Origin of the sequence: Ancylobacter defluvii (assembly GCF_018390605.1) — a bacterium.
GTDB classification, from domain to species: domain Bacteria; phylum Pseudomonadota; class Alphaproteobacteria; order Rhizobiales; family Xanthobacteraceae; genus Ancylobacter; species Ancylobacter defluvii.
In genome coordinates this window covers 1-13,552 of the sequence record NZ_JAHBGD010000025.1, presented here as the reverse complement: position 1 = coordinate 13,552, position 13,552 = coordinate 1, and the positions used below count along the sequence as shown (strand labels likewise).

Genomic DNA, 13,552 nt, shown 5'->3' with positions numbered 1-13,552 from the left:
GGAGCCTCTCGGTTGATTCACATTGACGATCCGTGCCGCCGGGGGCGGCACAATGTCAGACCATCCGCGCCGCCTGGGGGGCAGCGCGGAGAGCGATCAGCCCCAGCACTTCTTCAGCGCTTCCGAGGACGGGATCGACTTGATGCCGGCGACCGGCTTGTCGGTGACGAGCTCGACGCCGGTGTTCACGAAGTCGAGGCCGGGGGTAGCCTGCGGCTTGGCGCCGGTGTCGGCAAAGGCCTTCACCGCCTCGATGCCCTTGGATGCCATCAGCAGCGGGAACTGCATGGAGGTGGCGCCGATGACGCCGTCGGCGACGTTACGCACGCCCGGGCAGCCGCCATCGACCGAGACGATCAGCACGTCCTTGTCGCGGCCGACCGACTTCAGCGCCTCGTAGGCGCCGGCCGCCGCCGGCTCATTGATCGTGTAGACCACCGAAACCTCGGGGTCCTTCTGGAGCAGGTTCTCCATCGCCTTGCGGCCGCCCTCCTCGTTGCCGAGGGTGGTGTCGTGGCCGACGATGCGCTTGTCCTTCTCGTCGCCGATCACCGCCGGATCGGCAAGATCGATGCCGAAGCCTTTCATGAAGCCCTGGTCGCGGGAGACGTCGACCGAGACCTGGTTCACGCTCAGATCGAGCAGCGCGATCTTGGCCGCGCCAGCCTTCTCGCCCAGCGTCTTGGCCGCCCATTGGCCGATCATCTCGCCAGCTAGGAAATTATCGGTGGCAAAGGTGGCGTCGGCGGCATTCGGCGGATCGAGCTGCGTATCGAGGGCGATGACCAAAATGCCGGCGGCGCGGGCCTTCTCTATGGAGGGCACGATGGCGCGCGAATCGCTCGGCGTGATCAGGATGCCCTTGGCACCGGCGGCGATGAGGTTCTCCACGGCCGCGACCTGCGAGTCGTTGTCGCCGTCAACCTTGCCGGCGAAGGAGCGCAACTCCATGCCGAGCTCGTCGGCCTTGGCCTGCGCGCCCTCCTTCATCTTCACGAAGAAGGGGTTGGTGTTGGTCTTGGTGATGATGCCGACAATCGGCTTGTCGGCAGCGGCGGCAAGTCCGGCGCCCGCAAGCGTGGCACTGGCGAGCGCGACGGCGGAAACAGCCGAGAAAACGAGGTGATGCCGGAACGAGCGGCGCATTCTTCCCTCCCTTGGGGCGATGTGAAATCGCGCAGGTTTGCCCCGCGACGTGCTCTTTGACGCTTTCATGAAGCCGCAGCGTCGCACCTCTGTCAATAAATAAATCACTCAGATTTAATAATTGACAGGCCCGGCTTGCCTGCCTCATCCTTTCGACGATAGACCTGCCCGATGAAGCGGCAGCGCGAGAACAAGACGGCGAGGAGCGCAAGGAGCATGGAGGAGACGGCGTCCTTTCCGATTCCGGACGAATCCGTGCCGCTCTCCCCTTCCGGCCGCGGCACCAACCCGACCGGCGTGCGGCTCTACAATGAGCGGGTCATCCTCTCGCTGATCCGCCGGCACCGGGCGCTCGGCAAGGTCGATATTGCCCGCCTGACCGGCCTCTCTACCCAGACCACCACCGTGATCATGAACCGGCTGCATGCGGATGGCCTGCTGACGGCCGGCGAGCGCCAGCGCGGGCGTATCGGCCAGCCCTCGGTACCGTTCTCGCTGAACCCGGACGGCGCCTTCGGCCTCGGGTTGATGATCGGCCGGCGCTCCTCCGATCTGGTGCTGATGGACTTCACCGCCGGCATCCGCGCCCGCGCCCGCCTCACCTACGCCTATCCGCTGCCGCAGACGCTGATGGACTTCGCGGAACGGGAGATTCCCCGGCTGACCGCCGTGCTCACCGAGGAGCAGCGCGGCCGCGTCACCGGCATCGGCGTCGCCATGCCCTTCGAGCTGTGGAACTGGGAAGCCGACCTCGAGACTCCGCCCGGCGCGCTCGCCGGTTGGCGGAGCTTCGACGTCACGCGGAAGCTGGAGCAGTTGTTCCCGGACTGGCCGGTGCGCATGTGCAACGACGCCACCTCCGCCTGCGCCGCCGAACTGACCTTCGGCCGCGGGGCGGCGTTCCATGACTTCGCCTATCTCTATATCGGCACCTTCATCGGCGGCGGCATCGTGCTCAACGGCAGCCTGTTCCCCGGCCACTCGGGCAATGCCGGCGCGCTCGGCTCGATGCCGATCCTGCGGCGCGAGGCGGATGGCACGACGAGCCTGCAGCAGCTGATCCGCACCGCCTCGATCTACCGGCTGGAGCGACGGCTGATCGCCCGCGGCCTTCCCGGCACCGACATCTGGCTGTCCCCGGACGACTGGTCGAAATTCGCCGCGCCGCTGGAGGAGTGGGTGGACGAAGCGGCCGATGGCCTCGCCCAGGCGATTGCCGCCATGCTGTCGGTGATCGATTTCGAGGCGATCGTGATCGACGGCGCCTTTCCCACCGATGTGCGGAAACGCCTGGTCGAGCGGACACGCCAGCGGCTCTCTGCCATAGACCAGCAGGGCCTTACCGACGCCGTGGTGGTGGAGGGCTCGGTCGGACGCGACGCCCGCGCCATTGGCGGCGCCGCACTGCCGCTGCTCGCCACCTTCGCGCGCGATTTCGACGTCCTCTTCAAGGAATAGACCATGCTCAAGGGCATCGATCCGCTCATCGCCCCCGACCTGCTCAGGACATTGCGGGCTATGGGGCATGGCGACGAAATCGCTATCGTCGACGCCAACTATCCGGCCGACGCCCATGCTCGGCGTCTCATCCGTATGGACGGACATTCCGCCCCGGCGATCCTCGACGCGATGCTGTCGCTGATGCCGCTCGACGCCGCGGTCGAGCACGCCGCCTTCCGCCCGTGCGCCCATGGCGATTGCGGGCGGCTGGAGGAGGTGTTCGTCGAGTTCCAGCAGATCATCGATCGCCGCGAGCCCGGCTTCCGGCTCGTGCCGATCCCCGGCGAGCCGTTCTACGAACGCATCCGGGCCGCCTACGCCGTCGTCGCCTCGGGCGAGCGGCGGCTCTATGGCAACATCATCCTGCGCAAGGGCGTCATTCGGCCGGAGGGAGCCACGGCATGATACTGGTCTGCGGAGAGGCGCTCATCGACCTGTTCGTCGGCCCGCCGGAGGGCACCGAGATGCCGTCCCGCGCGGTCGCCGGCGGCTCGCCCTTCAACGTTGCCATCGGCCTCGCGCGGCAGGGCGCCCGCGCCGCCTTTCTCGGCGGCATCTCGCGCGACCGCTTCGGCGTGCTGCTCGCCGACATTCTCGAGCGCGAGGGGGTCGATACGCGCTTCATCGTGCGCACCGACCGGCTATCCACCCTCTCGGCCATCGCCACCGCCCCGGACGGGCAGCCGAGCTATTCCTTCCACGGCGAGGCGGCGGCCGACCGCTCGCTGACGCCGGAGGACCTGCCGCCGCAACTGCCGGACGAGGTGCGCGCGCTCACTTTCGGCTCCTACACAATGGTAGTGGAGCCGGTAGGCTCGGCCTATGCGCTGCTGGCGGAACGCGAGAAGGGCCGCCGTGTGATCAGCGTCGACCCCAATGTGCGCCCGACCGTGGTGCGCGACATGAAGCGCTGGGGTATCGCCGCCGAACGCTTCTATCGCTGCGCCACCATCGTCAAGGCGAGCGACGAGGACGTGCGTACCGCCCTGGGCGAAGGCATCTCGCTTGCCGATGCCGCCGCCTACTGGCTGGGCCTTGGCGCCCGGTTGGTAGTGATCACCCGTGGTGCGGCGGGGGCGGTTGCTTTCAGCGCCGGCGGCACGGTAAGCGTGCCCGGCCGCGAAGTGAGCGTGCGCGACACGGTGGGCGCCGGCGACACATTCCATGCCGCGCTGCTCGCCCACCTCGCGGCCACCGGCCGGCTCGACGAAGCCGCTATCGCGGTGCTGGACGCCGAGGCGATCGGCGACCTGCTCACCTATGCGACGGCGGCGGCGGCGGTGACAATCACCCGCCGTGGTGCCGACCTGCCTCGCCGCGCGGACATCGAGGCGGTGCTGAGCGCGCAGGCCGTCTTGCCCGGCACGTCGGTTGCGGCCTTATGTGACAACTGAAATGCTGGCACATGGTGATTTTGGCCGCCGCGGGTATTGTTTCTCTCCCGGCCGCCGGAGCCTGATCTGAAGCTTTCGGATGTCCGGCGGCTTCCCAGGTATAAATGCCTGCAGGTTCGGGCCTGATCCGAGGCCGCCGGCGCGGGTCCATTTGGTGGCGGGCCGCCTCACATGCATCTCCTGCAATCGTCTCAAATCTTTCCGTTGGCTTCGGCGATGACCTTCGTCAAGCTTCCGGTTGCCGGGAAGAGGGGGATGAGGCAGGCCTGCAGGGCGTGATAGATGTCGCCCTTGCCGGGGAACAGGGTGTGCGAGGGCAGGAGGTTTTCCGTCAGTTCCTCGTGCCAGCCGCCGTTCTTGTGATCGATGAAGGCGCGCTCGATCAGGTCCCAGATCTTGCGGTAGTATTCCTCGTGAAAATCGCTGGGGAGATGCTCATTGAGGAAGTGCGCCGCGCCCGCGCCTTCGCAGGCGGGCCACCACAGCTTGTTGCGCTTGTCCGGCCTGTCGCTCCAGTCGAGCGTATAGAAGAACCCGCCCTTCTCTTCATCCCAACCAAGTACGATCGATTGCGAGAACAGATTCTTGGCCGCAATCGGCATCCAGTCGTGCTTTCGGCCGCCGAGAACCCAAAGCTGCAGGATGAGCCGCGCCCATTCCAGCCAGTGGCCCGGGGTGGTGCCGGCCGGGCGGAACATCTCGTTCGGATGATAGTAATGCGTGTCGAGATCCCAGTCGGCACTGAAATGCTCGGCCACGCGCCAGCCGACGCCACCGGCGATGCGACGTATGATGAGGTCGGCAATGCTCTCGGCCTTGCTGAGATAGCTGAGGTCGCCGGTCGCTTCGAAGGCGGCCATTAACGCCTCCGTCAGATGCATATTGGAATTCTGGCCACGGTAATCGTCGCGGCCGAGCGCCTGCCAGTCAGCGGTAAATTCCTCGACGATGGCGTTGTGTCTGTCTTCCCAGAATTTGGTGTTCAGGACGTCCGTAATATCGGCAAGCATGGTGTCGGCGAGCGGGTGGCCTATGGTCTTCGCAGAGGAAGCCGCAAGCAGAACGAAGGCATGACCGTAACCCTGCTTGCTTGCATCAACAGGTCCATTGTCGTCGAGCGACCAGAAATAGCCGCCATTCCTGGTATCTCGATGATGGTTCCAAATATACTCCATGCCGTGGTCGACCACGGCAGACGCACCGGGGCGCCCTAGTAAAGTGCCGATGGCGAAGCAATGCACGGCGCGCGCAGCGATATGAATCGGGCGGACCTGGCCGACGGGATTGAGAGGTCGGCCGATGTCGTCAAGGTCGTAGAAGCCGCCTTTGGGGTTGATCGAATTGTGCTGGAAAAACTCGAACAGGCCGTTTGCCTGTGCCAGAAGCCAATTGCGGTGATAGGCATGCTCCGTCCATTTCTGGAAAGAAGGAGACTTAATGTCGTTCGTCATGGGTGCCAGCGATAGAATCTGAGAGAATTTGCACGATACTACTGAATTGATGACTGGGCTCTTCAATAAATGTGGCAATTTGGCGCCGCTTGCAGTGCATTTTCTATCAGTGAGCCAGGTTGGCGCTAACAGTAACGCGAATATCGTCTGACGTTGCCCCCAACGTTGGACCGGCCTTCTGGCCTTCTTCCAAGGGAACATCGGTCACCGCGGGCTGCCTGGCGGGGGCCGATTGAGGAGCGATATCGGCGGCTTGTTGTCGATCACGCTATGTGGTCGTAGCTCGTTACAGTCCCTTCGCCAGCCTCCCCTGAAGCCCAAGCATATCTGGGCGCTGCGCACGCGGCTGCAGATTGCCAATCGGGTGCGCGATCTCGCCATGTTCAACCTTGCCATCGACAGCAAATTGCGTGGCTGCGATCTGGTCACACTGAAGGTCGGCGACGTATTCTCCGGCAGCGGCATTCGCGCGAGATCGTTGGTCGTCCAGCACAAGACCGGCCAGCCGGTTGCCTTCGAGATCACCGAACCGACGAAGGGTGCACTCGCTGCGTGGCTCGCAATCCGGCGCGCAAAGGGAAGCGACTGGCTTTGGCCGAGCCGCAGCCACAGCGGAGGACACGTCACCAGTCGGCAGTATGGGCGGCTCGTCGACCAATGGGTCGGCCTGATCGGCCTCAACCCGGGGGATTACGGTACGCCCAGCCTACGGCGAACAAAATTCTCCATTCTTTACAGGCGGACCGGAAATCTGCGTGCCTGCCAGCTCCTGCTCGGTCACACCAAGCTCGAAAGCACCGTGCGGTATCTCGGGATCGAAGTCGACGATGCCTGGAGTCTATCGGAGCAAACGGAGATCTGAGGTTTGGCACTGGCAATTCTAGGGATTGCCGGTGCCGCTGGCGCATTCGGCATATCAGCGACGCTTGCCGTGGCACCCAAGCCAGTCCTCGAGTATTGGGCCACATTGCTCATGGAACCATGGCTTCCAAGCGATTCCCGTCAAATTCAGATGGTAGCGCGTATAGCGGAGCTCACCGGCTCGCGTCAGGGCGCCTTTTCCGACCAGATCGTGCAGGTCGCGCGTGGTGGTCGGACGTGAGGTGCCGGTGATCGCGATGTAGTTCTCCGCGCTCAGAAGCCACCGGGGCCTTCACGGAAACGCCGGGCGATCACCTTGTCAAACGGCACGCAAAGTTGCCCCCCGATTGGAGTTCGCCGCTGCTGGTAGACAGGATCAGGCTGCGGTTTTGACCGAGAGCCGGGCGTGTTGATCCTCGAACTGCTGAGGGCTGAGATAGCCGAGCGCGGAGTGCAGTCGGCTGGCATTGTGGACCTGATCGATAAAGCGCGGAAGGTCGGCAGCGACATCGTCGAACGTCTCATAGGCCATCGGATAGACGGCCTCGACCTTGAGCGTTTTCATGAAGCTCTCGGCCTTAGCGTTATCATAGGGATTGCCGCGGTGCCCCATCGATCCGACCTGGCCATGTTCGGCGAGGGCTTGCCGGTAGCGTCCAGCCGCGTATTGCGAGCCGCGGTCCGTGTGGTGGATGCAGCCGGGTAGCGGTCCTCGCTTTTAGATAGCTGTGCGCAGGGCGGCCAGCGTCAGCCGGACGTCGATCGAGCGGCCGATGGCGTAGCCGACGACCTTGCGAGACCAGGCATCGAGGATGACGGCGACATAGACGAAGCCGATGGTGATCGCGACATAGGTGATGTCGGCCACCCAGAGCTGGTTCGGCCCGTCGGGAATCATGTCCCTCGCCAGGTTCGGGAAGGTCGGCAACTCGTGATCGCTATCGGTGGTGGCGATCTAGCGCCGACGCCGTCGAGGCTGGAGGCCGTGCTCGCGCATCAATCGCCGATCTTCTTGTGATTGACGATCAGGCCGCGATGCCGCAGCGCTGCCTGCATCCGGCGATAGCCATAAGCCTCGAAGCTCTCGGAGATCGCCGCCATCGTCTCGACGAGCGCGGTGTCGTTGATGCGGATGGCCGGCTTGTCGTAGTACACGGCGGATATGCGCTGGCGGACCCGCTTCGCCGTCTCAATGGCCGGTCGATCCTCGATCGCTCGCAGCACGTCGAGTACGTCGGTCGCCGAAATGTCTCCTATCTCGCGGTTGCCGAGCGTCGGAAACACGTCACGCTCAAGGGAGTGGAGCACGTCATAGCAGTGGGTTTCGGTCCACTGGGGTGCTGACATTTTGTGCCAGTCGCGCGCCAAGCGCTCGAACGTATTCTCCGATCTATCGACGTGGCGATGTCGAGCGCGCTGCTTTTCGACCGACGGGTCTTTCTCTGCCGCTCTCCTGGGTCTGGCATGTGCCGGATCTGTGCCGCCATGCGCGTGCTGGTGAGCAACGGCCGATCCTCCCGCGACTATTGCCGGTGGGCGACATAGGAACTGTATGCAACTCTCCCCTTATGCGCGGTCCCACCGCCCCGGAAAACGCGCGTTATTCCGCGCGCGAAATTCGCACTCCGCTCCGGTTTTGCCAGCGCGGCCAATTGCAAGGAAAACCCCTATGAATGCTTCATCTGGCGGCTTCCTCATCGTTGCCGGAAAAGTGCATATGTGGGGGGTCGAAGACCTTGTCCCGTACGCGCGGAAAGCGAAGAAGCACCCGCCGAAGCAAATCAGGTAGCTCGTCGCGGGTATGTGCGAGGTCATCGGCATCGATCCCAAGGTCGCGGAATACGAGGGCGCTGCGCCGCCGCTTCGTGCCTTCAAGTCGCATTGATGCGGCAGTGCATGGCCTAGCAAGTTGGCTTAACGATAGGCACCCTGATCGATATCGTGACGGCGCAGTTTGTCGTACAGCGTCTTGCGGGGGATGCCGAGGCGCTTCAGCGTTGCCTGGATGTCGCCATGAGTGGCGGCGAGGGCGTTACGGATCTGCGCCGCCTCGTAAGCTTCCATCCGCTCGGGCAGGCTGGCGGTCGATGCGTCGTCCTCCGCCGACGCCGGCGGCGGGATGTCGTCGGCGAGGCCAAGCGCGACCCGCTCCGCATAATGGGCGAGTTCGCGCACGTTCCCCGGCCAGTCGTGGTTGGCGAGATGATCGCGGGTCGCAGCCGTGATGAGCGGCGCCGGGCGACGGAAACGCTTAGCGGCTTGGCCTAGGAAATGGCCGAACAGCAGCGGCACGTCGGCCTTGCGCTCGCGCAGCGGTGGGATGCGCACCGCTGCGACGTGCAGGCGATAGTACAGGTCTTCCCGGAAGCTGCCGCGGCGCACCAGCTCTTGCAAGTAGACCTTCGAGGCCGCCACGACCCGGATGTCGACCTTGCGGATCTCGTTGGTACCAAGCGGGGTGATCTCGCGCGCCTCCAGTACCCGCAGCAGCTTCACCTGTAAGGCGGGGGACATCGCCTCGATCTCGTCGAGGAACAGCGTGCCGCCATGGGCATGCTCGATGCGCCCGACCCGCTTCTTCACGGCGCCGGTGAAGGCACCGGGTTCATGCCCGAACAGTTCGCTCTCTATAACGGTTTCCGGCACGGCCCCGCAATTGACCGCCACCAGCGGCCGCGCCATGCGCCGGCTCCAGCGGTGCAGCGCGCTCGCCACCACTTCCTTGCCGCTGCCAGTCTCGCCTTCCACCAGCACGTCGATATCGGCGTCAGCGATCTGGCGCAGCGTCTGGCGCAGCCGTTCCATCACTGGCGTGGTGCCGAGCAACGGCATGTCGACGCTTGCCGTCTCTGCCGCCTGCCGCAGCGCTCGATTGTCGAGCACGAGGCGCCGCTTCTCCAGCGCGTGGCGCACCGCCCCGAGCAGCCGGTCGAGCGCATATGGCTTGGCGATAAAGTCGTAGGCACCTTCCCGCATTGCCTCCACCGCCATCGCTATGTCGCCGTGGCCGGTGATAAGGACGATCGGCAGGTCGGCGTCCATGCGCTTCAGGCGGCGGAAAAGTTCGAGCCCATCCATGCCCGGCATGCGTACGTCGCTCACCACGATCCCGCTGAACGAGGCGTCGAGCTCGGCGAGCGCGGCGGCGGCGGAATGGTAGGGTGCCACCGCATAGCCTGCCAGCATCAGCGCCTGAGTGTTGGCGGCGCGCAGCGCGTCGTCGTCGTCGATGAAGGCCACATCCATTACGGCACTCGCGGGAGTATGAGAGTGAAGACCGCACCGTCGCGATTGGCGGCGGCGAGCGAGCCGCCGAATTCGGCGACGATGTCGTGAGAGATCACCAGCCCCAGTCCGAGCCCGGCCGGCTTGGTGGTGGTGAAGGGCATGAAGAGTGCCTGCAGCACTGCATCCGGCAGGCCGGGACCATTGTCCATGAGGGTGATCACGGCGTTGCCGCCTTCGGCGCGCGCCTCTACCCGTATCCGCCCGCCAGTCTGGCCGGTTAACGCCTCCAGCGCGTTTTGCAACAGGTTGACCAGCACCTGCTCCAGCCGCACCCGCTCGGCCACCACCAGTATATCGCCGGCACTCAGGTCGATCTCCAGTGTGATGTCCTGCTCGCGCAGCCGGTGGCCGAGCAGCAGCATCGCGCCCTCCATGGCCTCGCGCAGCGATACCGGCCCGAGATGGCCCGGCGTCTTGCGCGCGAAGGCTCGCAATTCGCCGGTGATGACGCCGATGCGCTCGGTCAGCCCGACAATGGTGGCGAGATTGCCCCCCGCGCTCAAAGTATCGCCGCGTGCCAGCAGCAGCCCGCCGCTCTCGGCGAAGGTGCGGATCGCCGCCACGGGCTGGTTGACCTCGTGAGCGACGCTGGCCGCGATCTGGCCGAGTACCGCGAGCTTGCTCGCCTGCACCAGTTCATCCTGAAGCCCCTGCAGGGCCGACTGGGCATGCTGGCGCTGGTCCATCTCCTCGCGCAGCCGGTCGTTGGCGGTGCTCAGTTCGAGTGTGCGCTCCTCCACCCGCCGCTCCAATTCGCGCCGCGCCCGCTCTTCGCGCCGGCGCTTTTGCAACGCCCGGCGGCGGCGATACCAGCCAAACGCGAGCGCGATGACCAGCAGCGCGCCGCCGAGCAGCGCCAGCACTCGCGCCGCGGCGATAGCGACGTTGGCGGTAGCCGCCATCGGCTCCAGAACATGAAGTGTCCAGCCGGTGCTGGGTACCGGGGCGGCGGCCTCGACGAACACGCGCTCCGCTCCGCCGTCCGGCATCGTCACGCGCACCTGGTCGTCGCCCTCAACCACGATCGGCAGCGGATCGAGCGAGGCATCGCCGAATTGGAGGCTGGCGCGGATCCGTACCCGTTCCTCGTTGGTGATTTCGGCGATGGCGCGGAACTGCCAGCCCGGTACGCTGGTCACCAGAACGATATGGCGTGTGTCGGTGACGAAGGTTGGCCCGGCGAGCCGGCGCCAATCATCCTCGACCCCGGAGAACTCCGCCTTGACCACGATGACACCGAGCGGTCCGTCCTCGCCGTCGATCCGCCGTGTCAGATATAGGCCCGGCCGGCGGCTCACCGTGCCGAAGGCGAAGTGCTCGGCCGCGCCCTCCGCCATGGCGTGCCGGAAATAGGGGCGGAACGAATAGTCGCTGCCGACGAACGAGGTTGGCTCGCGATAGTTGCTTGCCGCGAGCGTGATGCCTTTGGAGTCGAGTAGATAAATGACGCTTGCGCGTGTGCCGGCGGCCAGCGTCTCGAATCTGGCGTCCAGTGCGCGCAGCATCACCGGGTTGTGCTCCGAAAGGGCCGCGCGCACGTCCGGGTCCTGCGCCAGCACCACCGGCAGCGAGCGCTGCTTCTCGATCTCGCTGCGCAGTACCGCCGCACGCAGTTCGGCGGCGGCCTGCGCGTCGGCGCGAAGCTGGACCAGCACCCAGCGCTCGGCGCCATAGCGGGCGATCTGGTCGAGCGCGACCAGAAGCAGCGCCGTCGCGAGCAGCGGGACGGCACGCCAGGCGAGGCGGCGCCACCGTTTGATCAGGCGAGGACTGCCGAGACGTTTCAATAATCGCACAGCGATCTTCCCAGTGTGCGATTTTTCGCACATTCTGCAAGCCCACTTGTGCGGTATTTCGCACTTCGTGTCGAGTCGGCATTTTTTGTGGTATAAATATCTATTAAAAATCAGAGTGTTACGATCGAGCCGCGAAAGGCGCGCATCTGGCATGCCCCTTGCGCAGGAGTCGGCGTACGGCGCGTAGACGCCGTTCCCGATCCATCGATCCCGGCTCCCAACGCCGCCCACTCAATGAGGCGACGACGGATCCACTAGGAGGACGCCAATGGCCTACGCCATCAGCCCGAGCCCGGTGAAAGCCGCGCCGCGCAAATTCTATAAGCAGCTCTACTTTCAGGTGCTCTTCGCTATCGCGGCGGGCGTAGCGCTTGGCCATTTCTATCCCAGCCTCGGCGCAGACATGAAGCCGCTCGGCGACGCCTTCATCAAGCTGGTGAAGATGATCATCGCTCCGGTCATCTTCCTGACGGTCGCGACCGGCATCGCCAACATGCGCGATCTCGGCAAGGTCGGCCGCGTCGCCGGCAAGGCCATGCTGTATTTCATTACCTTTTCGACGCTGGCGCTGATCATCGGTCTCGTGGTCGCCAACGTGGTGCGTCCCGGCGCGGGCCTGAACATCGATCCGGCTTCGCTCGATGCCAAGGCCGTGGCCGACTATGCCGCCAAGGCGCACGAACAGTCCCTGATCGGCTTCCTGAGCAACATCATCCCGACGACGCCGGTAAGCGCGTTTGCGTCCGGGGATATTCTCCAGGTTCTTTTCTTCGCGGTTCTGTTTGGCATCGCCATGGCCGGCGTCGGTCCGCGTGCCGAACCGCTGATGCACGTGCTGAACTCGGCCTCGCAGGTCTTCTTCCGCCTGGTCGAGATTCTGATGAAGGCGGCGCCGATCGGCGCTTTCGGCGCGATGGCGTTCACCATCGGCAAGTACGGCATCGGCTCGATCGCCCATCTCGCCATGCTGGTCGGTACCTTCTACATCACCAGCTTCCTGTTCGTGTTCATCGTGCTCGGCGCGGTAGCACGCTACAATGGCTTCTCCATCGTCGCCCTCATCCGCTATCTCAAGGAAGAGCTGCTGTTGGTGCTCGGCACCTCCTCGTCCGAGGCCGCGCTGCCCAGCCTGATGGAGAAGATGGAGCAGGCGGGTTGCCGCAAGTCGGTGGTCGGTCTCGTCATCCCGACCGGCTACTCCTTCAATCTCGACGGCACCAACATCTACATGACGCTGGCGGCGCTGTTCATCGCGCAGGCCACCGGCATCGACCTCAGCCTGCAGGACCAGATCGTGCTGTTGCTGGTCGCCATGCTCTCCTCAAAGGGCGCGGCGGGCATCACAGGCGCCGGTTTCATCACGCTGGCGGCGACGCTCTCGGTGGTTCCCGCGGTGCCGGTCGCCGGCATGGCGCTCATCCTCGGCATCGACCGCTTCATGTCGGAATGCCGCGCGCTGACCAACTTCATCGGCAATGCGACGGCGACCGTGGTGGTGGCTCGCTGGGAAGGCGAACTCGACAGCAACCGTCTGAGCGCCGCTCTTGCCGGCCAGCCTATGGACCTGCCCTCGGAAGAGGAAGAACTCGCCCCGCTGCCGGTTGCGGCCGAATAAGGCGACGGCACTGTCGATCACGCCGCTCTCATTTGGGCGGCGTGATCCTGTTCGCGGCCCGCGCGCCGCTTTTTTCCTTTACCGATTGCATGACCTTGCCGCCGCGTGTGGCGTGACGAGGCTGGGGAAGCGTCTATGTCGTCTTACATCTCGGATGCTCTGCGTGCTTCTGCGCTGACGTATCACCGGCTTCCGCGTCCGGGTAAGCTTGAAATCCAGCCGACCAAGCCGCTTGCCAACCAGCGCGACCTGGCGCTCGCCTACACGCCCGGCGTCGCCGCGGTATGCGAGGCGATCGCCGCCGACAAGTCGCTGGCCGCCGAACTGACCACCAAGCAGAACCTTGTCGCGGTGGTCTCGAACGGCACGGCGGTACTCGGGCTCGGCAATATCGGGCCGGAAGCCTCCAAGCCGGTGATGGAGGGCAAGGCGGTCCTGTTCAAGAAATTCGCCGGCATCGACGTGTTCGACATCGAGATCAGCGCCCTCGAGATCGACCAT

The 13,552-nt window shown here is 64.8% G+C and carries 12 protein-coding genes and 2 pseudogenes; 6 read left to right on the top strand and 8 right to left on the bottom strand.

Annotated elements, in window-relative coordinates; all coding sequences use genetic code 11:
• Nucleotides 1-96: 96 nt before the first annotated feature.
• Nucleotides 97-1,146 (bottom strand): sugar ABC transporter substrate-binding protein, encoded by a 1,050-nt coding sequence (locus KHC24_RS20670; RefSeq protein ID WP_213365240.1) that lies wholly within the window; start codon nt 1,144-1,146, stop codon nt 97-99.
• Between the two features lie 216 nt (nt 1,147-1,362).
• Here KHC24_RS20670 and KHC24_RS20665 point away from each other — a divergent pair, with 216 nt between their 5' ends.
• The 3 genes from KHC24_RS20665 to KHC24_RS20655 are packed head-to-tail and all read left to right on the top strand — an operon-like array spanning nt 1,363 to nt 4,040.
• Entirely contained in the window at nt 1,363-2,604 is a 1,242-nt protein-coding gene (locus KHC24_RS20665; RefSeq protein WP_213365239.1) for an ROK family transcriptional regulator, read from the top strand.
• Nucleotides 2,605-2,607: 3 nt separating this feature from the next.
• Nucleotides 2,608-3,051 (top strand): RbsD/FucU family protein, encoded by a 444-nt coding sequence (locus KHC24_RS20660; RefSeq protein ID WP_213365238.1) that lies wholly within the window; start codon nt 2,608-2,610, stop codon nt 3,049-3,051.
• On the top strand, nt 3,048-4,040 hold the full coding sequence (locus KHC24_RS20655; protein WP_213365237.1) for a carbohydrate kinase family protein: 993 nt from the start codon (nt 3,048-3,050) through the stop codon (nt 4,038-4,040). The genes KHC24_RS20660 and KHC24_RS20655 overlap by 4 nt, the downstream gene beginning before the upstream one ends.
• Nucleotides 4,041-4,231: 191 nt before the next feature.
• Here the strand turns inward: KHC24_RS20655 and KHC24_RS20650 are convergent, their stop codons facing one another.
• Nucleotides 4,232-5,491, bottom strand: coding sequence for an AGE family epimerase/isomerase (locus KHC24_RS20650; protein ID WP_213365236.1), 1,260 nt, complete (start codon nt 5,489-5,491; stop codon nt 4,232-4,234).
• Between the two features lie 253 nt (nt 5,492-5,744).
• On the opposite strand from KHC24_RS20650, the gene KHC24_RS20645 reads away from it, so the two are divergent.
• Entirely contained in the window at nt 5,745-6,353 is a 609-nt protein-coding gene (locus KHC24_RS20645; RefSeq protein WP_246547361.1) for a tyrosine-type recombinase/integrase, read from the top strand.
• A 141-nt stretch (nt 6,354-6,494) separates the two neighbouring features.
• On the opposite strand, the pseudogene KHC24_RS25190 reads toward KHC24_RS20645, so the two are convergent.
• The 6 genes and pseudogenes from KHC24_RS25190 to KHC24_RS20620 all read right to left on the bottom strand — a co-directional run.
• Nucleotides 6,495-6,673, bottom strand: a pseudogene (locus tag KHC24_RS25190) (DUF4172 domain-containing protein); the annotation flags it as partial.
• 55 nt (nt 6,674-6,728) lie between these two features.
• Nucleotides 6,729-6,965: an integrase core domain-containing protein gene (locus KHC24_RS20640; RefSeq protein ID WP_213365235.1), complete on the bottom strand. Its 237-nt coding sequence runs from the start codon at nt 6,963-6,965 to the stop codon at nt 6,729-6,731.
• Between the two features lie 105 nt (nt 6,966-7,070).
• Nucleotides 7,071-7,250 (bottom strand): DDE-type integrase/transposase/recombinase, encoded by a 180-nt coding sequence (locus KHC24_RS20635; RefSeq protein WP_213365234.1) that lies wholly within the window; start codon nt 7,248-7,250, stop codon nt 7,071-7,073.
• Between the two features lie 98 nt (nt 7,251-7,348).
• Complete coding sequence (locus KHC24_RS25655; protein ID WP_213365233.1) at nt 7,349-7,720, bottom strand: phage integrase central domain-containing protein; 372 nt, start codon at nt 7,718-7,720, stop codon at nt 7,349-7,351.
• A 546-nt stretch (nt 7,721-8,266) separates the two neighbouring features.
• Nucleotides 8,267-9,598, bottom strand: coding sequence for a sigma-54-dependent transcriptional regulator (locus KHC24_RS20625; protein WP_213365232.1), 1,332 nt, complete (start codon nt 9,596-9,598; stop codon nt 8,267-8,269).
• On the bottom strand, nt 9,598-11,589 hold the full coding sequence (locus KHC24_RS20620; RefSeq protein ID WP_246547357.1) for a sensor histidine kinase: 1,992 nt from the start codon (nt 11,587-11,589) through the stop codon (nt 9,598-9,600). Before KHC24_RS20620 ends, KHC24_RS20625 begins: the two co-directional genes overlap by 1 nt.
• A gap of 115 nt (nt 11,590-11,704) precedes the next feature.
• Between KHC24_RS20620 and KHC24_RS20615 the strand changes: the two genes are divergently transcribed.
• Both KHC24_RS20615 and KHC24_RS20610 read left to right on the top strand, forming a co-directional pair.
• Complete coding sequence (locus KHC24_RS20615) at nt 11,705-13,051, top strand: dicarboxylate/amino acid:cation symporter (protein ID WP_213365231.1); 1,347 nt, start codon at nt 11,705-11,707, stop codon at nt 13,049-13,051.
• A 135-nt stretch (nt 13,052-13,186) separates the two neighbouring features.
• Nucleotides 13,187-13,552: pseudogene (locus KHC24_RS20610) on the top strand (NADP-dependent malic enzyme); the annotation flags it as partial.